The organism is Streptomyces rubiginosohelvolus, from assembly GCF_014649875.1.
Lineage (GTDB): Bacteria > Actinomycetota > Actinomycetes > Streptomycetales > Streptomycetaceae > Streptomyces > Streptomyces rubiginosohelvolus.
This window is the reverse complement of the sequence record NZ_BMTW01000020.1, coordinates 61,377-83,645: the sequence shown is the minus strand read 5'-3', so window position 1 is coordinate 83,645 and position 22,269 is coordinate 61,377. Positions and strand designations below refer to the sequence as shown.

At 72.1% G+C, this 22,269-nt stretch carries 19 protein-coding genes; 16 read left to right on the top strand and 3 right to left on the bottom strand.

Annotation, left to right across the window (positions count from 1 at the left end; translation table 11 throughout):
- Window positions 1-480: 480 nt before the first annotated feature.
- The 4 genes from IE134_RS30845 (at window position 481) to IE134_RS30830 (ending at window position 4,105) form a co-directional block, all read left to right on the top strand.
- Window positions 481-1,764, top strand: coding sequence for a glycosyltransferase family 4 protein (locus IE134_RS30845; RefSeq protein WP_189432385.1), 1,284 nt, complete (start codon window positions 481-483; stop codon window positions 1,762-1,764).
- Window positions 1,761-2,597, top strand: coding sequence for a hypothetical protein (locus IE134_RS30840; protein ID WP_030721501.1), 837 nt, complete (start codon window positions 1,761-1,763; stop codon window positions 2,595-2,597). Before IE134_RS30845 ends, IE134_RS30840 begins: the two co-directional genes overlap by 4 nt.
- A 54-nt stretch (window positions 2,598-2,651) precedes the next feature.
- Window positions 2,652-3,617 carry a helix-turn-helix transcriptional regulator gene (locus tag IE134_RS30835; RefSeq protein WP_189432383.1) on the top strand — a complete coding sequence of 322 codons (966 nt, stop codon included), beginning with the start codon at window positions 2,652-2,654 and terminating at the stop codon, window positions 3,615-3,617.
- A 272-nt stretch (window positions 3,618-3,889) separates the two neighbouring features.
- Window positions 3,890-4,105 carry an I78 family peptidase inhibitor gene (locus IE134_RS30830; RefSeq protein ID WP_010056972.1) on the top strand — a complete coding sequence of 72 codons (216 nt, stop codon included), beginning with the start codon at window positions 3,890-3,892 and terminating at the stop codon, window positions 4,103-4,105.
- Window positions 4,106-4,185: 80 nt separating this feature from the next.
- Here the strand turns inward: IE134_RS30830 and IE134_RS30825 are convergent, their stop codons facing one another.
- Window positions 4,186-5,202: a phosphatase PAP2 family protein gene (locus tag IE134_RS30825; protein ID WP_030721504.1), complete on the bottom strand. Its 1,017-nt coding sequence runs from the start codon at window positions 5,200-5,202 to the stop codon at window positions 4,186-4,188.
- Window positions 5,203-5,701: 499 nt separating this feature from the next.
- On the opposite strand from IE134_RS30825, the gene IE134_RS30820 reads away from it, so the two are divergent.
- Entirely contained in the window at window positions 5,702-7,396 is a 1,695-nt protein-coding gene (locus IE134_RS30820) for an MFS transporter (RefSeq protein WP_030721506.1), read from the top strand.
- Window positions 7,397-7,498: 102 nt separating this feature from the next.
- A complete protein-coding gene (locus IE134_RS30815) occupies window positions 7,499-8,719 on the top strand; it encodes an acyl-CoA dehydrogenase family protein (RefSeq protein WP_189432380.1) in 1,221 nt (406 codons plus the stop codon).
- A 67-nt stretch (window positions 8,720-8,786) separates the two neighbouring features.
- Here the strand turns inward: IE134_RS30815 and IE134_RS30810 are convergent, their stop codons facing one another.
- Window positions 8,787-9,230, bottom strand: coding sequence for a cell division protein SepF (locus tag IE134_RS30810; RefSeq protein WP_010056978.1), 444 nt, complete (start codon window positions 9,228-9,230; stop codon window positions 8,787-8,789).
- 309 nt (window positions 9,231-9,539) lie between these two features.
- On the opposite strand from IE134_RS30810, the gene IE134_RS30805 reads away from it, so the two are divergent.
- Window positions 9,540-10,754, top strand: coding sequence for a DUF5685 family protein (locus tag IE134_RS30805; protein ID WP_126932228.1), 1,215 nt, complete (start codon window positions 9,540-9,542; stop codon window positions 10,752-10,754).
- Between the two features lie 34 nt (window positions 10,755-10,788).
- Here IE134_RS30805 and IE134_RS30800 read toward each other — a convergent pair whose 3' ends face one another.
- The gene (locus tag IE134_RS30800; RefSeq protein ID WP_030721512.1) at window positions 10,789-11,727 is read right to left on the bottom strand and encodes an ABC transporter substrate-binding protein; all 939 of its coding nucleotides are present in this window, start codon (window positions 11,725-11,727) and stop codon (window positions 10,789-10,791) included.
- 501 nt (window positions 11,728-12,228) lie between these two features.
- Between IE134_RS30800 and IE134_RS30795 the strand changes: the two genes are divergently transcribed.
- The 9 genes from IE134_RS30795 (at window position 12,229) to IE134_RS30755 (ending at window position 22,155) form a co-directional block, all read left to right on the top strand.
- A complete protein-coding gene (locus tag IE134_RS30795) occupies window positions 12,229-13,107 on the top strand; it encodes an amino acid ABC transporter permease (RefSeq protein WP_098894994.1) in 879 nt (292 codons plus the stop codon).
- Window positions 13,104-14,945, top strand: coding sequence for an FAD/NAD(P)-binding protein (locus IE134_RS30790; RefSeq protein ID WP_098894995.1), 1,842 nt, complete (start codon window positions 13,104-13,106; stop codon window positions 14,943-14,945). The genes IE134_RS30795 and IE134_RS30790 overlap by 4 nt, the downstream gene beginning before the upstream one ends.
- An 81-nt stretch (window positions 14,946-15,026) precedes the next feature.
- The gene (locus IE134_RS30785) at window positions 15,027-15,944 is read left to right on the top strand and encodes an amino acid ABC transporter permease (RefSeq protein WP_030721519.1); all 918 of its coding nucleotides are present in this window, start codon (window positions 15,027-15,029) and stop codon (window positions 15,942-15,944) included.
- A 17-nt stretch (window positions 15,945-15,961) separates the two neighbouring features.
- A complete protein-coding gene (locus tag IE134_RS30780; RefSeq protein ID WP_010056984.1) occupies window positions 15,962-16,714 on the top strand; it encodes an amino acid ABC transporter ATP-binding protein in 753 nt (250 codons plus the stop codon).
- A gap of 35 nt (window positions 16,715-16,749) precedes the next feature.
- A complete protein-coding gene (locus tag IE134_RS30775) occupies window positions 16,750-17,724 on the top strand; it encodes an ABC transporter substrate-binding protein (protein ID WP_030721521.1) in 975 nt (324 codons plus the stop codon).
- 103 nt (window positions 17,725-17,827) lie between these two features.
- On the top strand, window positions 17,828-18,904 hold the full coding sequence (locus IE134_RS30770) for an LLM class flavin-dependent oxidoreductase (RefSeq protein WP_189432377.1): 1,077 nt from the start codon (window positions 17,828-17,830) through the stop codon (window positions 18,902-18,904).
- Between the two features lie 14 nt (window positions 18,905-18,918).
- On the top strand, window positions 18,919-20,199 hold the full coding sequence (locus IE134_RS30765; protein WP_030721526.1) for an NtaA/DmoA family FMN-dependent monooxygenase: 1,281 nt from the start codon (window positions 18,919-18,921) through the stop codon (window positions 20,197-20,199).
- Between the two features lie 4 nt (window positions 20,200-20,203).
- Complete coding sequence (locus tag IE134_RS30760; RefSeq protein WP_189432359.1) at window positions 20,204-21,025, top strand: DUF1684 domain-containing protein; 822 nt, start codon at window positions 20,204-20,206, stop codon at window positions 21,023-21,025.
- Between the two features lie 230 nt (window positions 21,026-21,255).
- Window positions 21,256-22,155, top strand: coding sequence for a S1 family peptidase (locus tag IE134_RS30755; RefSeq protein WP_030721531.1), 900 nt, complete (start codon window positions 21,256-21,258; stop codon window positions 22,153-22,155).
- Window positions 22,156-22,269: the final 114 nt, after the last annotated feature.

Below are 22,269 nucleotides of genomic sequence, written 5' to 3'. Positions count from 1 at the left end.
AAGAGACAACGCGGGATCCGTGGCCGGGGTCACGCACCTGGGCGGACGGAAGTGCGGCCAGGTCGACACATCGGTACATCGACTGTTCGGCGTACGGCCCCCGCGTGTCCGGTGAACGGCTCCCATGCGATCGGCGAACGACTTCCGCGCCCCGCCCGGAATGTTTTGCCGGGACACGGGCAACCTCCCGGCATTTTCCTTCGTCAGGCTGGGAGGAAAGCATCGGCGAACGGGTGGCGGGTAGGCGCCGGTTTACCGCACCGGTGGGCCCGCGGTCATGGTCCCGTCACTTCCGGGCCCGCAGGAAAACGGATGGACAGCTTCCGGAAGCAGCAGGTCAGCGGGGGTCCGGTGGCGGAACCGGGGACCCCGTGCGCCATGTCGCGGATGCTCCGGGATTTCCCGGCGTATTTCGGGCAGAAATCCGCCGGGAAGTTACAGTCTTGACAAGGTCGGGTCGACAGGGGAAACAGCGACACCATGCATATTTCTTTTCTTCTGCACAATGCCTACGGAATCGGAGGAACGATCCGGACGACGTTCACGCTCGCCCGTACGCTCGCCGAGCAGCACGACGTCGAGATCGTGTCCGTCTTCCGGCACCGTGACGCCCCCGTCCTCGGCGCACCCGAGGGCGTGACGCTGCGCCACCTCGTCGACCTGCGGAAGAAGAGCGCGACCTACGACGGCGAGAGCGCCGAACACGCCCGGCCCGCCACCGTGTTCCCGCGCGGCGACAGCCGGCACAAGCAGTACAGCCGCCTCACCGACGCCCGGATCGCCGCCCACCTCCAGGGCATCGAGGCGGACGTCGTCGTCGGCACCCGACCCGGACTCAACGTGCACCTCAGCCGGCAGGCCCGCCGAGGACCGGTGCGCGTCGGGCAGGAGCACCTGACGCTCGACAGCCACGGCTACCGGCTGCGCCGCGAGATCGCCCACCGCTACACGCTGCTCGACGCGCTCACCACCGTCACCCGCGCCGACGCGGACGACTACCGCAGCCGGCTGAAGCTCCCGGGCGTACGGATCGAGGCCATCCCCAACGCCGTCCCCGAGCCCTCCTGCCCGCCCGCGGACGGCGACCTGAAGTGGGTCGTCGCGGCGGGCCGGCTGCACCGGGTCAAGCGCTACGACCACCTGGTGCGGGCCTTCGCCCAGGTGTCCGAGGCCCGCCCCGACTGGCGGCTGCGCATCTACGGCGGCGGCGACGCTACCGGGAACGAGGAGGCGGCGCTGCGCGCCCTCGTCGACGAACTCGGCCTGCACAACCATGTGTTCCTGATGGGCTCGGCCAACCCGATGGAGGCCGAGTGGCCCAAGGGGTCGATCGCCGCCGTCACATCGGAGCGCGAGTCCTTCGGCATGACGATCGTCGAGGCGATGCGCGGCGGACTGCCGGTCGTCGCCACCGACTGCCCGCACGGACCGGCCGAGATCATCGAGGACGGCGTCGACGGCCGCCTGGTGCCGGTCGGCGACCCGGACGCGATCGCCGCGGCGCTGCTCCAGCTGATCGAGGACGACGGACTGCGCCACCGGATGGGCGGGGCCGCGCTGAAGGCATCGGCCCGCTTCGACCCCGCCCGGATCGCCGAACAGCACGAGAGCCTGTTCACCGAACTCGTCGCGCGCGGCTCCCAGGGGCACGGGCACGGCGCCCTGCGCACCGCGCTGCACCGCACCCGGGGCAGCGTTCTCGACGGGGCCTACGCCCTGCGCTACAAGGCCGCCGACGTGCTCCGCAAGGGGAGGACCTCATGAACTCCACCGCCGTACGGGCCGACTGCGCCGCCGATCGCGCCGGAACGCTCACCTTCGACCTGACCGCCCCGGCCCCCGCCCCCGACTCCGTGCTGCTCCTGCGACGCCGGGGCGCGGCGGGCGGAAAGCCCGGCGGCACGGTGCGCATACCGCTCAGCAGGCCGGGGCCCGGGCGGCTGCGCGCGGTCCTCCCGGCCGCCGCCGAACTGGCCGAGGGACGGTGGGACGCGTATGTCGAGGAGCCCGGGGACGAGCCCGCCGAGGCGGTCGTCGAACCGGGGCTGCGCGATCTGCGGGCCCTCCTCGACCGCTGCCCGGACACCGGAGCCGCGAGCGTCAGCGCCCGGGTCCCGTACCCCACCCTCGACGGCCGGCTCGCCGTGCGCTCCTGGGTCCGCGCCCCGCACGCCGAGGCGGGCCACGTCCTCGCGGGCCCGGCCGGCATGACCGTCCGGGGCGTGCTGTACGGCGTCGAGGCGGGGGAGGGGGCCGCGGTGGAGGCCCGGCTGCCGGGGGAGCCGGACCGGACGCACAGCGTCCCGCTCACCGCCCCGGACCCGGACGGACCTGCCGGATCCTTCGCCTTCACCCTGCCCTACGCCCCGCCGGCCGCAGGACCGGTGCCCGAGGCGCAGCTCTGGCAGCTGTGGCTGGTCCCGGCGGCGGGCGCGGACGGGGTCAGGATCTCCCGGATCCTCGACGACGTCTGGTCCCGGAACAAGTCCTTCGTCTACCCGGGCCACCCGGCGGCCCCCGGGGTGCTCGCCACCCCCTGCTACACCGCCGACAACGACCTCTGCCTGCGCCTGGAGCCGGCACCGGCCGACCGCTGAGGCAGGGGGAGATTGCGGACGGGGGCTGTCCGCAAGCCCTGGCAGACTCGCCCCATGTTGGAGACCTCGGCACGACTGCTGCGCCTGCTCTCACTGCTCCAGACCCACCGCGACTGGTCCGGCGCCGATCTGGCCGACCGGCTCGGCGTCACCCCGCGCACCGTCCGCCGGGACGTCGACAAGCTGCGCGAACTGGGCTACCCGGTGAACGCCGCCCGGGGCACCGGCGGCGGCTACCAGCTCGGGGCGGGCGCCGAGCTGCCGCCGCTGCTGCTGGACGACGAGGAGGCCGTCGCGGTCGCCGTCGGCCTGCGCACGGCCGCCGGAAACGGCGTCGAGGGCATCGGCGAGTCCTCCGTACGCGCGCTGGCCAAGCTGGAACAGGTGCTGCCGAACCGGCTGCGCCGCAGGGTGGGCGCGCTCGGCGCGTTCACGGTGCCGATGCTGCGCGGCCAGGACGCCTCCGCGGTCGACCCCGCTCTGCTCACCGAGCTGGCCGGGGCCTGCCGGGACGCCGAACGGCTCCGGTTCGCCTACCGGACCCACGGCGGGGAGGTCTCGCGCCGTACGGTCGAGCCGCACCGGCTGGTCTGCGCCGAGCGCCGCTGGTATCTGGTGGCCTGGGACCTGGAGCGGGAGGACTGGCGCACTTTCCGGGCGGACCGGATCACCCCCACCCCGCCCCACGGCCCCCGCTTCGTCCCGCGCCCCCCGCCCGCCGGGGATCTGGCGGCGTACGTCTCACGGGGCGTCGCGGTCTCCGTCTACGCGCGACGCGCCGTGGTCCGGCTGAAGGCGCCCCTGGCGGAGGCGGCGCGGCTGGTCCCGCCCTCGGCCGGGGTCCTGGAGGCCGAGAGCGCGGAATCCTGCCGGCTCACCGCGGGGGCGTCGAGCCTCGACGAGTTGTCGGTGCACGTCCTGATGATGGGGATCGATTTCGAGGTGATCGAACCGCCCGGGCTGACCGAGGTCCTGAGGGAAGCGAGGGACCGGCTCACACGGGCGCTCGACGGACCGTGAGTCCGCGGGGTGATAAGGAAATGAAGGTTTACGGGGGAGGGAAATTCCGGTGCCCCGGACATTCTGAAGATCTGCCGCTCCGATCGTAAAAGAAGCAGGTCACCCCATGATTTCGCGATGCTTCCCACCGGTCCGTTCGGGTGAATGGAAGCGTGTATAAGCGTGTGGGGATCTTGTGACACAAGCGTGACCGCCCCGGCATGTGGAGATGCGACGGAACGCCCTGGCGGCCCCGCCTTCCGTCACGGTCCGGGGCCGCCTACGGTGAGGGCATGGCATCTCTACCGACCCCTCCAGCACAGCCGGACGACGACGCCGACGCGTATGTCGGCCTCGACTCCGACGCGGCCGATCGGCAGGCCAGAAGCCGTGGCTGGGACACCGTCCGGGCCGTTCCCCCGGGCACGTTCCTGACCATGGAGTTCCGCCACGGCCGCATCAACTTCCAGGTCGAGGACGGCACCGTGACGCGCTGCTGGGTGGGCTGACCCGCTCGCCCCGCCCGACACTCCGCAACGTCGAAGGCCCCGACCGTGGTCGGGGCCTTCGACATCTCCACGGGCTTGTGTCAGCCGCCGGTCATCGGGCGGGCCGGGCTGCCCGCGCGCGGGCCCCGCTCCGTGTGCGGCGGCGGGCGGCGGACGCCCGCCGGGGCCACCGGCATGCCGCCCGGGCGCGCGGGGTGCCCGCCGTGGGCCCGCGCCCTGGCGGCCGCCGCCGGATGCCCGGCGGGAAGCACCGGTTCGGCCGGGGCCGTCACGGCCTCGGCGGTGAGGCCGTCGGTGGCCATCGACTGCGGCAGCAGCACCGGCTGCGGCCCGGCATCGGCCACGGGCGCCGGACGGGCCCCGCCGCGACGCTCCCGCCACCGCTCGCGCATCGCGAAGATCCACTCCTCGGTCCGGGCGATCAGCGGCTCGAACCACGGCAGCGCCAGCAGGATGAGCAGCCCGGCCGCCCACCCCAGCAGGACATCGCTGAGCCAGTGCGTACCGATGTAGACGGTGGTGAGGCCGACCCCCAGCGAGACCGTCGCGGAGACCGCCGACAGATAGCGCCTGGCCCGTGGCGTGGTGGCCAGATAGGCGAGGATTCCCCAGGTCACGACGGCGTTCGCGGTGTGCCCGGAAGGAAATATATCGCCGCCGGCGAACATCTCGGCCGAGCCGATCTGCGTCGCGTAGTGCGGGCCCAGCCGCCCGAGCCCCAGCTTGACCGCGCCCACCGTCACATTGAGCAGCAGCAGGGACGTGCCGAGGACCAGCAGTGGCCGGAGCGTGTGCTGACGCCAGGAGCGCCAGCCCAGCCAGCAGGCGACCATCACCGCCGTGGGGCCGCGCTGGCCGAGCACGACGTAGTAGTCCAGGAAGGGGTGCAGCTCGGGCCACTGCTGGTAGGGCCGGAACAGCATGACCTTCCAGTCCAGGGCCACGAGCCAGGACGTGATCAGCACCGCCCAGACGATGGCGAGATAGAACGCCAACGTCCCGCCGAAGAGGGCGATGCGGTGACGACTCATCCGCGGTGCCTCTATCTTCGGCGGTTCCGGCTCCCGGTCCAGCCGGGCAAAGATGTCGGTACGCACCCAATCGACGTTACAGCGAGTGAGTGTGTGAGCAGGCCAATCCGGCCGCTTTGTGATGACGATGTGATGTGGACTTTGTCTCGGAGCGGCGTCTTTTCCGGACGTCGGGAAGAATCCTCGTGATCTTGGCCCCAAAAGCGCGCGCGTTCCGTTCGTAAACGTGTTTGATCTCTCGCAAAATGCTGCCCACCGGAATCAGCGGTATTCGATCCCGCCATTCGGGGGAGCCGCGCGCCGCCCCGCCGCCTCCGCGCCGGCCGCCCGCGGCCCCGCCGCGACGGCCCTGCCGGGCCCTCCGGCGGGAGCCCTCCGACCGGGCCCGGAATGGCGTACGCCACACTGTGCGACGGACCGGGGTATGACCTGGACCACGTGTGACCACCCCGAACTCGCGTACGCTGGCGAATCACTCGCCCGTCGATGCCGGGCCCGAGGGACGCGCACCCCACACGTCACCGTCGGTCCGCCGAGCGCGAGGGACTCATCGGGAGGTACGTAGATGTCCGGGACGACCACGGCCGGGGTCCGGCTGCGCAAAGCCGCCGACGACGCCAACCGCTGGGTCGTCCTCGTCGTCCTCTGTCTCAGTCTTCTGGTCGTCGCCCTCGACGCGACCGTGCTCCATGTCGCGGTTCCGTCCCTCACCGAGGACCTGCGCCCGAGCGGTACGGCTCTCCTGTGGATCGTCGACGCCTACCCCCTCGTCTGCGCCTCGCTGCTCATCCTCTTCGGCACGCTGGGTGACCGGATCGGCAGACGGCGTGTGCTCCTGATCGGTTACGCGCTGTTCGGCGTGGCCTCCGTGCTCGCCGCGACGGCCGACTCCTCCGGCGTCCTGATAGCCGCCCGGGCCCTCCTCGGCGTCGGCGGCGCGATGATCATGCCCGCCACGCTGTCGATCCTGCGCCAGGTCTTCCCCGACCGCCGGGAGCGGGCGCTCGCCATCGGCGTGTGGACCGCGGTCGCCGCGGTCGGCGCCGCCACCGGGCCGGTCGTCGGCGGCTTCCTGGTCGAGCACTTCTGGTGGGGCTCGGTCTTCCTGATCAACATCCCGCTGATGGCCGTGATCCTGCCGCTCGGCCGCTGGCTGCTGCCCGAGTCGCGCGGCGGCGACGACGGCCCGTGGGACGTGCTGGGCGCGCTCATGGCCGCGGCCGGAGTGCTCGGCGTCGTCCTGGGTGTCAAGCGACTGGGCGGCGGCGCGGGGCTCCTGGATCCGGTGGCACTCGGCCCGCTGGCTCTGGGTCTCGCTCTTCTGATCCTCTTCGTCCGCCGGCAGAAGCGCCGCAGGCATCCGCTGATCGACGTCGCGATGTTCGCCCGCCCGGCCTTCTCCACCGCCGTCGGCTGCATCGTGCTCGCCATGCTGGCGCTGGTCGGCCTCCAGCTGATCGCCGTCCAGTACCTCCAGCTGGTGCTGGGGCTCACCCCGCTGGAGACCGGGCTGCGCCTGCTGCCGCTGACCTTCGCGGCGATGGCCGCGGGCGCCACCGGCTCGTACACCCTGCGCCGCTTCGGCCCCCGGCGCATGGTCGGCTGGGGCTTCGTCCTCACCGCGTCCTCCGTCCTGGTGCTGACCGCGATGGGCCAGCACGACCGGCCCGCCCTGCTGACCACCGCGTTCGTCCTGCTCGGCTTCGGACTGCAGACCACGCTCTTCGGGGCGTACGAGTCGATGCTCAGCGACGCCCCGCCGGAGCGGGCGGGCGGCGCGGCGGCGATCGGCGAGACCTCCTACCAACTGGGCGCGGGCCTCGGCATCGCCCTGCTCGGCAGTGTCATGAACGCCGCCTACGCCCCCGGCCTCGCCTCCCTCGGCGACAAGGGCGTCCCGGCCCGCGCCGGGGCCGAAGCCTCGCACTCGCTGGGCGAGGCCTACCAGGTGGCCGCGCAGCTCGGCGGCCCGATGGGTGACCTGCTGCGCTCCACGGCCCGGCACGCCTTCATCGACGGACTCCACATCACGCTCTTCGTCAGCGCCGGGCTCCTGCTGCTCGGGGCGCTGGCCGCCCTGCGGCTGCCGAAGGTCATGGACTGCCCGCCGAAGGAGCCCTGCCGCCGGAACGAGGCCGAAGCCGCGGAAGCCGCCGACACCGTCCGGCCGGCCGCGCGGAACCGCCCGGTCCCGCGCCCGATGGTGCCCGCGCGGCGCGAACCGGCCGAGGCGGCCGGCTCTGGACGAGCGGCACACTGACCCGTAACGTCAGCACGACGCCCTGACTACCACTGCTAGTTTTCGGAGGGCGGGCGTCTCCCGGTCCCTCCGAGCACCGTGCGAGCCGCCGGAGGCACCCTCATGTCCAGCACCGAGTCCGCGAAGCCGTCGAAGCTCCCGCCGTTCGACGCCGCCGATCCCCTCGGCATCGACGACCTGCTCGGCCCGGACGACCTCGCGATCCGTGACACCGTCCGCACCTGGGCCGCCGACCGCGTCCTGCCGCACATCGCCGAGTGGTACGAGAAGGGCGAGCTGCCCGGCATCCGGGAGCTGGCCCGAGAGCTCGGCGCCCTGGGTGCGCTCGGCATGTCGCTGGACGGCTACGGCTGCGCCGGGGCGAGTGCCGTCCAGTACGGGCTGGCCTGCCTGGAGCTGGAGGCCGCCGACTCCGGGATCCGCTCGCTCGTCTCCGTACAGGGGTCGCTCGCCATGTACGCGATCCACCGCTTCGGCTCCGAGGAGCAGAAGCAGCGGTGGCTGCCCGGCATGGCGGCCGGCGAGATCATCGGCTGCTTCGGCCTGACCGAGCCCGACCACGGCTCGGACCCGGCCGGGATGCGGACGTACGCCAAGCGCGACGGCGAGGACTGGATCCTCACCGGCCGCAAGATGTGGATCACCAACGGCTCGGTCGCCGGGGTCGCCGTCGTCTGGGCGCAGACCGACGAGGGCGATGACGGCCGGGGCATCCGCGGGTTCGTCGTGCCGACCGGCGCCCCCGGCTTCTCCGCGCCGGAGATCCACCACAAGTGGTCGCTGCGCGCCTCCGTCACCAGCGAGCTGGTCATGGACGAGGTGCGGCTGCCGGCCGACGCGGTGCTGCCGGACGCGAAGGGGCTGCGCGGCCCGCTCAGCTGTCTGAGCCACGCGCGCTACGGCATCGTCTGGGGGTCCATGGGCGCGGCGCGGGCCAGCTTCGAGTCGGCCCTCGACTACGCGAGGAGCCGGGAGCAGTTCGGCCGCCCGATCGGCGGTTTCCAGCTCACCCAGGCCAAGCTGGCGGACATGGCGCTGGAGCTGCACAAGGGCATCCTGCTCGCCCACCACCTGGGCCGCCGGATGGACGCGGGCGGGCTCCGGCCGGAGCAGGTCAGTTTCGGCAAGCTCAACAACGTGCGGGAGGCGATCGAGATCTGCCGGACCTCGCGCACGATCCTCGGGGCCAACGGAATCTCGCTGGAGTACCCGGTGATGCGGCACGCGACGAACCTGGAGTCGGTGCTCACCTACGAGGGAACCGTGGAGATGCACCAGCTGGTACTGGGCAAGGCGCTCACCGGTCTCGACGCCTTCCGGTGACGGAGGTGCGCCGTGACGCACACGCCGACCGGATGCGTTGACCGGAACTTTCCGGCGAGCGCCCTGCTCAGCTCTGGTTGAAGAAGCCGTCGGTCTTCCGGCCGGCGGCTTCGCCCGCCACCACCTGGGTGTCGGCGGGGGAGAGCAGGAAGACCCGGGTGGCCACCCGGTCGATCGAGCCGCGCAGACCGAAGATCAGCCCGGCGGCGAAGTCCACCACGCGCTTGGCGTCGGCGGGGTCCATGGCCGTGAGGTTGACGATCACCGGGACACCGTCCCGGAAGAGCTCGCCGATGGCCCGGGCGTCCCGGAAGCTGTCCGGGGTCACCGTCGCGATCCGGCGGTCCCGCTCCTCGGCGGCCTCGGCGGCCACCTGCACCCGCGGGTCGGTGACCCAGGCCGCCTGGTGGCCCGTACCGGTCTCCGTGCCCTCGTTGTACTCGTCGTCGTAGTACCGCTCGTTGTCCTCCACGAGGCCCAGCCAGGCACTCGCCTTGCGCACCGATCCCATGGACGCCTCCTCTCACCGCGGTTCTGTGGCGTTCCGCATCTCTTTCGTATCCCTATGGTCGTCCATGATGCGGATAGCGCGCCAAGTAGATAGTCGGCTCGCAGGCGATTCGTGACGCTACTGGTGCAGAGGATGTGGCGATTCGTCAGGGTTCGTCCCGCATAAGGGGGGTTGCGAAAAGAAAATATGATGCGTCGAGCCGTACGGGTGATGCTGCCGACGGACGGGTGAACGGATGGCTGGATACGATGCACGACGCCCCGGTGCGCGAGCGTCGCGCGCCGGCTGAACGGCTCCCGGGGGATCGTCGTGTTCGGAATCGTCAGGCCCTGCACCCACCGCCTCTCCGAAGGTCTCAGAGTCGAGTGGATGGCCCATCTCTGCGGTCTCTGCCTGGCCCTGAGGGCGGATCACGGACAGTTCGCCCGTATCGTCACGAACTATGACGGCCTCATCGTCTCCGTCCTGACGGAGGCTCAGACGGGCCTCGCCCCCGGCGGACGGCGCACCGCGGGCCCCTGCCCGCTGCGCGCCATGCGCACCGCGCCCGTCGCCCAGGGCGAGGGGGCCCGGCTCGCCGCGGCCGTCTCGCTCGTCCTCGCCTCGGCCAAGGTCCGCGACCACGTCGCCGACCGCGACGGGCTGTTGGCCCGCCGCCCGGTCGCCGCCGCCGCGCGCCGCGTGGCCGCCGGATGGGACCGGGCGGGCGCCCGGACAGGGGCGGCCCTCGGCTTCGACACCGCCCTCCTGGTCGACGCGGTCGACCGGCAGACCGGGATCGAGACGCTCGCCGGGATCGGCACCCCGCTGCTGACGGTCACCGAACCCACCGAGACCGCCACCGCCGCCGCCTTCGCCCACACCGCCCACCTCGCCGGGAAGCCCCAGAACGCCGCGCCCCTCGCGGAGGCCGGCCGGCTCTTCGGGCGGCTCGCCCATCTGCTCGACGCGGTCGAGGACCGGGAGGCGGACGCCGCGTCGGGCGCCTGGAACCCGCTGACGGCCACCGGCACCCCGCTCGCCGAGGCGCGCCGGCTCTGCGACGACGCGCTGCACGGCGTACGGCTCGCCCTGCGCGAGGTGGAGTTCACCGACGGCAAGCTCGTCCACGTCCTGCTCGCCCACGAGCTGCGGCGCTCGGTCGACCGGGCGTTCGGCACCTCCTCCTGCTCGCACCAGGAGGGTCAGGGGCTGCTGACCCCGGACGGCTCCTTCGGGCCCCCGCCCGGCAATCCGTACGGTGCGCCGCCCGGCGGACCGTACGCCCCCGGCGGTCCCGGCTCCCCGCCCCCTCCGCCGCAGCCGCCCCGCGACCGGCGCGGGCTGATCGCCGGCTGCCTGGTCTGGGCCGGGCTCGCCTGCACCTGCCAGATGTGCTGCGGGAGCTTCGAGGACCCCTGGAGCAGGGAGCAGCGGCAGTCGCCGTGCCAGAGCTGCGGCGACTGCTGCGAAGCGTGCAACTGCTGCGGTCAGTGCGGCGAGGGCTGCTGCTGTTGCGGCGATTCCTGCGGCTGCGACTGCTGAGGCCCGCCTGCCTCCCCGCCTCGCTGACGCCGGGTCACTTCAGCTCGGGCGGGGAGATCTCGGAGGTCTCGATCGCGGACTCTGTTGTGCCCCACTTCTCCAGGATGCGGTCGTAGGTCCCGTCCGCCTTGAGCCGGTTGACGGCGGCCTGGAAGGCGGGGGTCAGCGGGCTGCCCTTCTTGAAGGCGAAGCCGACGTCGAGCCGCTTGAACTCGTTGAGGAAGCGCAGCCCCTCCTGCTGGCTCACCGCGTAGCGCAGCCCGTTGATGGTCGACATGACGACATCGGAGCGGTTCTGCTGGAGCGAGATCCAGACCGCCGCCTGGTCGGCGTAGGTCTTGACCTTGTACGGCTTCTTGCCCGCCTCCGCGCACCGGGGCAGATTCTCCTGGAGCGTCACCTCGAAGGTGGTGCCCGCCCCGGTCGCCACGTCCAGGCCGCACAGCTGGATGAGGTCGTCGACCTTCTTCAGCTCGCTGTCCTCGCGGACCGCGAAGCCCTGGCCGTCGTTGATGTAGGTCACGAAGTCGATGGTCCTGCGGCGTTCGTCGGTGACGCCGAAGTTCCCCGTGCCCAGGTCGTACTTGCCGCTGCCGAGCGCCGGCAGGATCGCCTCGAAGGACGCCACCTCGCGCGTCAGCTTCAGCCCCAGCACCCGGGCCACCGCGTCCGCGAAGTCGATGTCGGCGCCGGCCGCCGTGGAGCCGTCCTCCTCGTAGAAGGCGCCGGGCGGCGCGCCGACGGACGAGGCGATCCGCAGTGTGCCCGCCTCCCGCACCCCGGCGGGCAGCAGCTTCGCGGCGGTCTCGTCCTTGCGGACCTTCGACACGACATCGGTCGTCGGGGTCTTCCCCTGGGCGGCGGCCCGGTCGGATCCGCCGCCCGCCGCGTCCGTGGGCTCCGCGCAGCCGGCGAGCGTCAGGGCGGCCACGGTGAGCAGGGCGAACAGGCCGGTATGCCGGGATCGGGACATGGGGGTGCTTCTCCGGGTTCGTCGGGGTATGCCGACCGCCCGGGCCGCGGCGGCACGGAGCCAGGGCGGCGCGGGGGACGGCCAAAGTCTTCAGCGGTGCGGAAGAGCGTTCAGCAAGGCGAGGGGAGGGTGGAGCGGTGTGGCGAAGGTGAGGGTGAAGTCACGCGGGGAACGGGGCTCGAACGCCGGAAAAGCGGCGTGAGCAGGGAAAACCGGACAGCAGAGGGTCAGCTCAACAGGAAGAGGACCACACACGACCGAAGTCGATGTGGGAGCGGGTGACCAGCCACTGCTGCGGATGCATGGGCCAAGTGGAACAGGCATCCGAGTGCGCGTCAACCGAGGTGAGATCTACAGCTCACAGTGTGGACAGGCTTGACAACTCCCCGCGCACGCCGTTTATCTCGGAGCAGGACCGGCGCTGAGGGGCCCGGTCCACGTGTGGTTTTCCGGTGTGAAGGCACGCCCCGTGTTCGATCTGAGCATCCACGGAGCTCCCGCATGCCCCCGCAGACCGTCTCGCTGCCCTCGTCCTCGCCTCCCCCCGCCTCGCCGTCGCTCGCCAAGGACGCTGCCGATGCGGTGCCGCGCATCGTCCCCGTCCGCCGAACGGGCCGCTGGGCAGCGGCTGTCGCCGTGCTCGTGCTGCTCGCGCTCGCGCTGAACTCCGTCATCCGCAACGACGCCTTCCAGTGGGACGTCGTGCTCGCCTACTTCGCCACCGTGCCCGTCCTGCGCGGGCTCTGGCTCACCCTCTGGCTCACCGCGGTGGTCATGGTGCTCGGATTCGCGCTGGGCGCGCTGCTCGCCGTCCTGCGGCTCTCCGGCAACCCGGTTCTCCAGGCGGTCAGTTGGGGATACGTCTGGCTCTTCCGGTCCACCCCGATCCTGGTCCAGCTGCTGTTCTGGTTCAACATCGGCGCCCTGTACCCGCAGATCCTCGGCGTCTCCACGGTCAGCCTCCTGGGCCCCGTCACCATCGCCGTCATCGGGCTCACCCTGCACGAGGCCGCGTACGCCGCCGAGGTGGTGCGCGGCGGCATCCTCTCCGTCGAACGCGGACAGATCGAGGCCGCCCAGTCCCTCGGCCTCGGCCCCTGGCGGCGGTTCCGGCGCATCGTGCTGCCGCAGGCCATGCGCTCCATCGTGCCGCCCGCCGGGAACATGCTGATCGGCACCCTCAAGGGCACCTCCATCGTCAGCATCATCGCCGTGCAGGACCTGCTGTACTCCGTCCAGCTCGTCTACCACCGCACCTACCAGGTCATCCCGCTGCTCCTCGTCGCCACCATCTGGTACGCGGCCGTCACCACGCTGCTGAGCATCGGCCAGCGTTACGTCGAGCGGTACTACGCCCGTGGCACGGCGGGTGCGCGATGACCGCCGCACCCAGCATCGTGGTGATCGGCGGCGGCCCCCGCGGCACCGGCGTGGTCGAGCGCATCGCCGCCAACGCCGTCGAGCTGTACGGGGACCGGCCCCTGGACCTCCACGTCGTCGACCCCCACCCGGCGGGCGGCGGCCGGATCTGGCGGCCCGACCAGTCGCCGCTGCTGTGGATGAACTCCATGGCCGAGGACGTCACCATGTTCACCGACGAGACGGTGGAGCTGGCCGGCCCCGTCGTGGCGGGACCGGCCCTGGACGCCTGGGCCGAGGACGTCCGCGCGGGGCGCATCACCCCGGACGCGGACCCCGCCGTGCTGGCCGAGATCCACGGCCTCGCCGGAGCGGACTTCCCCACCCGGCGCCTCCAGAGCGCCTATCTGCGCTGGACCTACGAGCGCGCCCTCGCGGCCCTGCCGCCCGGCATCACCGTGCACGAGCACCGCACCACCGCCCTCGCGGTCACCGGACCGCGCGGCGGCCGCCAGCGCGTCCGGCTCCAGGACCGCCCCGAACCCCTGCTCGCCGACCTCGTCGTCCTCACCGTGGGCCACCTCGACGCCGAACAGGACCCCGAGCAGAAGGGACTGGCCGACTTCGCCCGACGGCACGCCCTGGTCCACCTGCCGCCCGACTTCACCGCCGACAGCGACCTCGACGCCCTCCGCCCCGGGGAACCGGTCATCGTCCGGGGCTTCGGCCTCGCCTTCGTCGACCTGATGGTCCTGCTCACCGAAGGACGCGGCGGACGGCACGAGAACGGGGAGTACCTGCCGTCCGGCCGCGAGCCCGTGCTGTACGTCGGATCGCGGCGCGGCGTCCCGTACCACGCGAAGATCGGCTACCCCTGGACCGGTGAACGCCCGCCCCTGCCGCAGCACTTGGGGCCCGCGTGGACCGAGGAGCTGGTCGGCAGGACCGGGCCGCTCGACTTCCGGCGCGACATCTGGCCGGCGGTCGCGAAGGAGCTGGGCCACGCCCACTACCACCGGCTGTTCACCGCCCACCCCGAACGCACCGCCCTGGCCCACGATGTCTTCGCCGAGAAGTACGCCGCCTCCGACCCGGGCAGCCCCGAGCTGGCCGGGCTGATCGCCGAGGCCGTGCCCGACCCCGCCGACCGGCTCGACCTCGACGCACTGGACCGCCCTCTGGACGGCGTCCGCCACGACTCGCCCGAAGCCCTCCAGGAAGCCCTGCGCGCCTACATCAGCGCCGACCTGACCCGCCGTCACGACCCGGAACACAGCGAGGACCTCGCGGTCTTCCTCGGGCTGCTCTCCGCCTACGCGCAGATCGTCCGGCTCGGCGACATCGGCTCCTGGTGGCACGGCTTCTTCAGCTATCTGGCCTCCGGCCCGCCGGGCCCCCGACTCCAGCAGCTCCTCGCCCTCTCCCGGGCCGGCGTGGTCCGCTTCCTCGGCGCCGACCTCACCGTGGAGAGTGACGAGGAGAAGGGCCTCTTCCGGGCCCGCAGCGCCACCGTCCCCGGTGCCCGCACCGAGGCCCGCGCGCTGGTCGAGGCCCGGCTCCCCGCCCCCTCGCTCCGGCACACCGCGAGCCCCCTGCTCCGCGCCCTGCGCGACGGCGGTGCCGCCATCACCGACGACGGGCTGCTCGCCGTGGACCCGGGCGACAGCCGGGTCCTGGACGACGAGGGCCGCCCGCACCCGCGCCGCCTCGCGCTGGGCCCGTTCACCACCGCCCGCTCCAGCGGGGCCTTCACCCGGCCCCGTACCGGCGGACCCGCGTTCCGGCAGAACGACGCCGCCGCCCGCGCCGCGCTCACCTTCCTGCGCGACCTCTCCTGTCGCGGCCGCCTCGCCTCCTGAGCCGGCCCGGCCCGCTTCCGTACCGCCGGACCCCCGAACCCCCCTTCCGTACCACCGCTTCAGCGCCCAAGGACCTCTCTCATGTCACTGACCAGCGACCCACCCATCGATCCGCCCGTCGAGCCGCCCGCGGACCCGCCCGCCGCGAAGGAGGCCGGAAGCGGGGCGGGCCCCGACGAGCTGACCGTCGTGCCCGTACGCCACCCCTGGCGGTGGGTCGCCATCGCCGCGACGGCCGTCCTGCTCGCCCAGTTCCTCAACGGGCTGATCACCAACCCCGGCTGGGAATGGGACGTCTTCGCGCAGTTCTTCACCGCGCCGACCATCCTCAAGGCCGTCTGGATCACCCTCCAACTGACCTTCTACGGAACGGCGATCGGCTTCGCCCTCGGGATCGTCCTGGCCTTCATGCGGCTGTCGGCGAGCGGGTTCCTGAGGACCGTCGCGTACGGCTACATCTGGGCGTTCCGCTCGATCCCGCTCATCGTGCAGCTGCTGTTCTGGTTCAACCTCGCCTACCTCTACAAGGAGTTGACCTTCGGCATCCCGTTCGGTCCGGGGTTCTTCGCCTTCGAGACGATGAACCTGGTCGGGGCGATGAGCGCCGCCGTCCTCGGTCTCGCGCTGCACCAGGCGGCCTACGCGGCGGAGATCGTACGAGGCGGCGTCCTGGCCGTCGGAAGCGGCCAGTTGGAGGCGGCGGCCGCGCTCGGCATCCCCAAGTTCCGGCAGCTGCGGCGGATCGTCCTCCCGCAGGCCATGCGCTCGATCCTGCCCAACGCCGCCAACGAGATCATCTCGCTGTTCAAGGGCACCTCGATCGTCTCCGTCATGGCGATCGGCGAACTCTTCTACCAGGTGCAGGTGGTCTACGGCCGCAACGGCCGGGTGGTGCCGCTGCTGATGGTCGCCACCGTCTGGTACATCCTCCTCACCACCGCGCTCTCCGTCCTCCAGCACTACGTCGAACGCCACTACGCCAAGGGGGCCGTGCGATGAGCGCACCCAGCGATGCCATGGTCGAAATCCGCTCCGTGCACAAGAAGTTCGGCTCCCTGGAGGTGCTGAGAGGGATCGACCTGTCGGTCCGCCCCGGCGAGGTCACCGTCGTCCTCGGCCCCTCCGGCTCCGGCAAGTCCACGCTCCTGCGCACCATCAACCACCTGGAGAAGGTCGACCAGGGCTGGATCAGCGTGGACGGCACCCTGGTCGGCTACCGCAGGGACGGCAACAAGCTCTACGAGCTGCGCGAACGCGAGGTGCTGCGCCAGCGCACCAAGATCGGCTTCGTCTTCCAGAACTTCAATCTCTTCCCGCACCTCACCGTCCTGGAGAACATCACCGAGGCCCCGGTCTCGGCGCTGGGCCGCCCCCGCAAGGCGGCCGTGGCGGCGGCGGAGAAGCTGCTCGAACGGGTCGGCCTCTCCGACAAGGCGACGGCCTACCCCGCCCAGCTCTCCGGCGGCCAGCAGCAGCGCGTCGCCATCGCCCGCGCCCTGGCCCTGGAACCCCGGCTCCTGCTCTTCGACGAGCCGACCTCCGCGCTCGACCCCGAACTCGTCGGCGAGGTCCTCGACGTCATGAAGGACCTGGCCCACGGCGGCACCACGATGATCGTCGTCACCCACGAGATCGGCTTCGCCCGCGAGGTCGCCGACACCGTCGTGTTCATGGACGAGGGCCGCATCGTCGAACAGGGCCCACCCGCCGACGTACTCGACCACCCCACCCAGGAGCGCACCCGCGCGTTCCTCTCCAAGGTCCTCTGAAAACCCCGCCTCTCTTCCACGCAAGGAGCACGTACGTGTCCGTCCGCCGCAGCATCACCCTCGCTCTCGCCACCCTCACCGCCACCGGTCTGCTCGCCGCCTGCGGCACCTCCGACCCCGCGGCCGACCTGGCGGCCCCGAAGGGCCACAAGGACGGCGGGGTCAACATCGGGCCCGACCAGGACCGGATCAGAGGCAAGAAGGTGGCGGCCGCCGCCGATCTCGTCCCCGAGGCGATCCGCAAGCGCGGCACGCTCCGGATCGGGGCCAGCGCCGACGCCTCGCCGCCGCTCGGCTTCTACGCCACCGACGACAAGACCCGGATCGGCTCCGAGATCGACATCGCCACCCTCGTCGCCGACACCCTCGGCCTGAAGCCCCAGTTCGAGGAGGTCTCCTGGGAGAACCTCTTCGTCGGCCTGGACAGCTCCAAGTTCGACGCCGTCCTCTCCAACGTCACCGTGACCGAGGAGCGCAAGGAGAAGTACGACTTCGCCACCTACCGGCTCGACAACATCGCCTTCGAGGCCAAGAAGGGCTCCGGTTGGACGGTGAAGGAGCCCGCCGACGTCGCCGGGAAGACGATCTCGGTCTCCTCCGGCACCAACCAGGAGAAGATCCTCGTCGAGTGGAGCGAGGAGAACGTCAAGGCCGGGCGCAAGCCGGTGGACATCAAGTACTTCCAGAAGGACACCGACTACTACCTGGCCCTCCAGTCCGGCCGTATCGACGCCCACCTCGGCCCGAGCCCCACCGCCGCCTACCACGTCGCCACGGCCGGCCAGTCCGAGATCATCGGCCAGCTCTCCGGCGCGGGGGGCGACCTCCAGGGCAAGATCGCCGCCACCACCAAGAAGGACAGCGGTCTGGTGAAGGCGTACGCCGCCGCGATCGACCACATCGTGCAGGACGGCTCCTACGGCAAGGTCCTCAAGCGCTGGGGACTCAGCGGCGAGGCCGTCGAGAAGTCGGAGATCAACCCGCCCGGCCTCCCCAAGACCAAGAGCTGACTCCCGGGCCGTGCAGGGCTCGTCGTGGCCGGGCTCCGTCCGGCCCGGCCACGACGGCCCCCGCGAGGCCCCCGACCGACCGCAGACCCGAGAGGTCCCCGATATGTCCGCCCGTACATCCCTCCATCTGGCCGCCGAGATCGGCGGCCCGCCGCACTACGACGCCGGGCACTACCTCCGCCTTGCGCGGCTCGCCGAGGACGGCGCGCTCGACTACGTCACCCTCGGCGACTCCTTCGCCCGCCCCGGGCTCGACGCGCTCGCCGTCCTCGCCCGCGTCGCGCCCGCCACCGACCGCATCGGCCTCGTCCCGACCGTCACCACCACCCACACCGAGCCCTTCCACGTCTCCTCGGCCGTCGCCACCCTGGACTGGGTGAGCCGGGGCCGCGCGGGCTGGCAGGCCGACGTCTCCACCACCGAGGCGGAGGCCCGGCTCTTCGGCCGCCGCCCGGCCGCGCCGCCCGCCGCGCTGTGGCGGGAGGCCGGGGAGGTCGCCGACGTCTCCGGGCGGCTCTGGGACAGCTGGGAGGACGACGCAGAGATCCGGGACGCCGCCACCGGCCGCTTCATCGACCGGGACAAGCTGCACTACGTCGACTTCGAAGGCTCCACCTTCACGGTGAAGGGCCCGGCGATCGTCCCGCGTCCGCCGCAGGGCCGCCCGGTCACCGTCATCGACGCCACCACCGCCCCGGCCCGCGAGGCGGCCGCCCGGCACGCCGATGTCGTCCACATCCGGGCCACCACCCCCGAACAGGCCGCCGCCGTCCGCGACGAGGTGCTCCGCAAGGCCGCCGCCCACGGACGCGACCCCGGGTCCCTGCGCGTCCTGGTCGCGCTCACCGTCGACCTCGGGGACGTGGAGACCGCGCCGGAACCCGGTCTGGAGAGCGGACCGCAGCTCGCCGGGCGCGGCACCTACTTCCGGGGCGGCCCGGTCGACCTCGCCGACCTCATCGCCCAGTGGCACCGGGCGGGCGCGGCCGACGGCTTCCACCTCACGCCCATCACCCCCGAACGCGACCTCGAAAGGATCGTCAACGGCACCGTGGCCCTCCTCCAGCACCGCAGCCTCTTCCGTACCTTCCACCCCGGCGGCACCCTGCGCGAACACCTGGGGCTCGTGCGCCCCGCGAGCCGCCACGCCGCCGCCAGGACCGCCGCGAAGGAGGCCTGACCGTGCCCCGTCCGATGCATCTCGCCGCCCACTTCCCGGGCGTCAACAACACCACGGTGTGGGCCGATCCACGCTCCCGCAGCCAGATCGACTTCTCCTCCTTCGAGCAGCTGGCGAGGACGGCGGAGCGGGGGAAGTTCGACTTCTTCTTCCTCGCCGAGGGGCTGCGGCTGCGCGAGCACAACGGCCGCATCCACGACCTCGACGTGGTCGGCCGGCCCGAGTCGCTGACCGTGCTGAACGCGCTGGCCGCCGTCACCGAACGGCTCGGCCTCGCCGCCACCGTGAACGCCACCTTCAACGAGCCCTACGAGCTGGCCCGCCGGATCGCCACCCTCGACCACCTCAGCGGGGGCCGCGCCGCCTGGAACGTGGTGACCTCCTCCGACGCCTTCACCGGGGAGAACTTCCGCCGGGGCGGCTATCTGGACCGGGCCGACCGGTACACCCGGGCGGCCGAGTTCGTCGCCACCACCCGGGAACTGTGGGACTCCTGGACGCCCGACGGCGTCTCGCGGCCGTTCGCCCACGAGGGGCCGCAGTTCACGGTCTCCGGGGAGTTCACCGTCCCGCGTTCGCCGCAGGGCCACCCCGTCGTCATACAGGCCGGGGACTCCTCCGAGGGCCGGGAGTTCGCCGCCTCGGCCGCCGACATCATCTTCACCCGGCACGGCACCCTGGAGGCGGGCCGCGACTTCTACGCCGACGTCAAGGGCCGGCTCGCGGCGTACGGCAGGGAGGCCGACAGCCTCAAGATCATGCCCGGGGTCACCGTGGTCGTCGGCGACAACGATGCCGAGGCCCAGGAGAAGGCCGCCGAGATCCGCCGTCAGCAGGTCTCGCCGCAGAACGCGATCCTCGCCGCCGAGCAGATCTGGGGCACCGACCTCTCCGCGTACGACCCCGACGGGCCGCTCCCCGACATCGACCCGGTCCCCGACTCCGAGATCACCCAGGGCCGGGTCCGGCACGGCGATCCCTTCGCGGTCGTCGCCCGCTGGCGCGCGCTCGCCGAGGCCAAGGGGCTCTCCCTGCGCGGGACCGTCATCGAGACGACCACCCGGCAGTCGTTCATCGGCTCGCCCGGCACCGTCGCGGCGGAGCTGACGGCCTTCGTCGACCAGCGGGCCGCCGACGGCTTCATCCTCGTCCCCCATCTCACCCCCGGCGGCCTGGACGACGTCGTCGACCGGGTCGTCCCGCTCCTCCAGGAGAGCGGGGCGTTCCGCTCCGAGTACACCGGCTCCACGCTGCGGTCGCACCTCGGCCTCCCGGAGCCGGTGTGGAAAGGTTGACCGCATGAGCACGGACGCACAGCAGCAGGAACAGGGCGGCGGCGGGCCGGACGCCGCGCGGGACTGGCAGCGGTGGCACGAGGGGCGCGTCGTCGCCGTCGCCGCCCCGTGCGGCCCGCTGTCCCTGACCGGAACCCACTGGCTCTCCGACTACCCGGAAGGGCGAATTCCGGCCGTCCCCGGTCATTGGCGCGAGGACGGCGACGAGGTGGTCCTCACGGCAGCCCCCGAGGACGGCATCGTCGTCGACGGCAAGCCCCTGACCGGCGAGGTCCGGCTCGGCGCGGACCGCGGACCCATCGACGACTCCCGGGTCGCGCAGGGGGAGCGGCGACTGGTGCTCCTCCGTCGTGAAGGGCTGTGGGCGGTACGGGACTTCGACCCGGGATCACCGGCCCGGCACGCCTTCTCGACCATCGAGGCCACCCCGTACGACCCCCGCTGGACGCTGTCCGGGACCTTCCGCCCGTACACCGACCGGACCGTACGGGTGGCCAACGCGGACGGGGTCGAGCGCGGCCTCGGGCTCGGCGGGGAGATCGCCTTCACGGTGGAAGGACAGGAGCACACGCTCCAGGTCGCGGTCGAGCCCGACGGCTCGCTGTGGGCCGTCTTCGCCGACGGGACCAGCGGGAACAGCAGCTACCGCTTCCGTTTCCTGCGGCCCGGCCCGCCCGCCGCCGACGGCAGGGTGAGCGTCGACTTCAACCGCGCGCTGCTGCCGCCGTGCGCGTTCGCCGATCACTTCATCTGCCCCTTCCCGCCCCCGGGCAACACGCTCACCGTGGCGGTCGCGGCGGGGGAGCGGAACCGCATCGACGCCTGACCCGCGAGCGGTCACTCCGGCCCCGGCAGCCCCACGGCTCCCGGGGCCGGAGACATGTGGGACCCGCGTGGCCGAAAGGCATTCTTGCGCCTCCCGTCCGGACCCCTCGATACTCCGGTCAGCGATTGTCAGGGGCACGGCAACTCCGGAATCCGGACAGGCCCCCGACTGCGCCTCACGGGCCCGCCACCCCACAGGAGGGCCCCCGATTCCCCTCGGAGGAACCCGACGTGAGGATCAAGCGCACCAACAACCGCTCCAACGCGGCGAGACGCGTCCGTACCACGGCCGTCCTCGCGGGGCTCGCCGCCGTCGCGGCGATGGCCATCCCCACCGCGAACGCCGAAACCCCCCGGACGTTCAGCGCCAACCAGCTGACCGCGGCGAGCGACGCCGTGCTCGGCGCCGACATCGCGGGCACCGCCTGGAACATCGACCCGCAGACCAAACGCCTCGTCGTCACCGTGGACAGCACGGTCACACAGGCGGAGATCAACACCATCAAGAAGTCGGCGGGCGCCCACGCCGACGCGCTGCGCATCGAACGCACCCCCGGCAAGTTCACCAAGCTGATCTCCGGCGGCGACGCGATCTACTCCAGCACCGGCCGCTGCTCGCTGGGCTTCAACGTCCGCAGCGGCAGCACCTATTACTTCCTCACCGCCGGTCACTGCACCGACGGTGCGACCACCTGGTACGCCAACTCCGCCCGCACCACCGTGCTCGGGACGACCTCCGGGTCCAGCTTCCCGAACAACGACTACGGCATCGTGCGCTACACCAACACCACGATCCCGAAGGACGGCACGGTCGGCGGCCAGGACATCACCAGCGCCGCCAACGCCACCGTCGGCATGGCCGTCACCCGCCGCGGCTCCACCACCGGCACCCGCAGCGGTTCGGTCACCGGACTCAACGCCACCGTCAACTACGGGGGCGGCGACGTCGTCTACGGCATGATCCGCACCAACGTGTGCGCCGAGCCCGGCGACTCCGGCGGCCCGCTCTACTCCGGCACCCGGGCGATCGGTCTCACCTCCGGCGGCAGCGGCAACTGCTCCTCCGGCGGCACGACCTTCTTCCAGCCGGTCGTGGAAGCCCTGAACGCGTACGGCGTCAGCGTGTACTGACCGGCCCCGCCGATCAGGTACGGAGCTGTCCGTACATACGTGCCCCCGTCCGGAATTCCGGACGGGGGCTCCCGCTCGCCGGGGGCTCTTGAGAGGATGTCGCCACGACGGATC

Coding starts and splice junctions, on each gene's coding strand:
- IE134_RS30845 (WP_189432385.1), top strand. CDS start 481: ATGCATATTTCTTTTCTTCTGCACAATGCCTACGGAATCGGAGGAACG.
- IE134_RS30840 (WP_030721501.1), top strand. CDS start 1,761: ATGAACTCCACCGCCGTACGGGCCGACTGCGCCGCCGATCGCGCCGGA.
- IE134_RS30835 (WP_189432383.1), top strand. CDS start 2,652: ATGTTGGAGACCTCGGCACGACTGCTGCGCCTGCTCTCACTGCTCCAG.
- IE134_RS30830 (WP_010056972.1), top strand. CDS start 3,890: ATGGCATCTCTACCGACCCCTCCAGCACAGCCGGACGACGACGCCGAC.
- IE134_RS30820 (WP_030721506.1), top strand. CDS start 5,702: ATGTCCGGGACGACCACGGCCGGGGTCCGGCTGCGCAAAGCCGCCGAC.
- IE134_RS30815 (WP_189432380.1), top strand. CDS start 7,499: ATGTCCAGCACCGAGTCCGCGAAGCCGTCGAAGCTCCCGCCGTTCGAC.
- IE134_RS30810 (WP_010056978.1), bottom strand. CDS start 9,230: ATGGGATCGGTGCGCAAGGCGAGTGCCTGGCTGGGCCTCGTGGAGGAC.
- IE134_RS30800 (WP_030721512.1), bottom strand. CDS start 11,727: ATGTCCCGATCCCGGCATACCGGCCTGTTCGCCCTGCTCACCGTGGCC.
- IE134_RS30795 (WP_098894994.1), top strand. CDS start 12,229: ATGCCCCCGCAGACCGTCTCGCTGCCCTCGTCCTCGCCTCCCCCCGCC.
- IE134_RS30790 (WP_098894995.1), top strand. CDS start 13,104: ATGACCGCCGCACCCAGCATCGTGGTGATCGGCGGCGGCCCCCGCGGC.
- IE134_RS30785 (WP_030721519.1), top strand. CDS start 15,027: ATGTCACTGACCAGCGACCCACCCATCGATCCGCCCGTCGAGCCGCCC.
- IE134_RS30780 (WP_010056984.1), top strand. CDS start 15,962: ATGGTCGAAATCCGCTCCGTGCACAAGAAGTTCGGCTCCCTGGAGGTG.
- IE134_RS30770 (WP_189432377.1), top strand. CDS start 17,828: ATGTCCGCCCGTACATCCCTCCATCTGGCCGCCGAGATCGGCGGCCCG.
- IE134_RS30765 (WP_030721526.1), top strand. CDS start 18,919: ATGCATCTCGCCGCCCACTTCCCGGGCGTCAACAACACCACGGTGTGG.
- IE134_RS30760 (WP_189432359.1), top strand. CDS start 20,204: ATGAGCACGGACGCACAGCAGCAGGAACAGGGCGGCGGCGGGCCGGAC.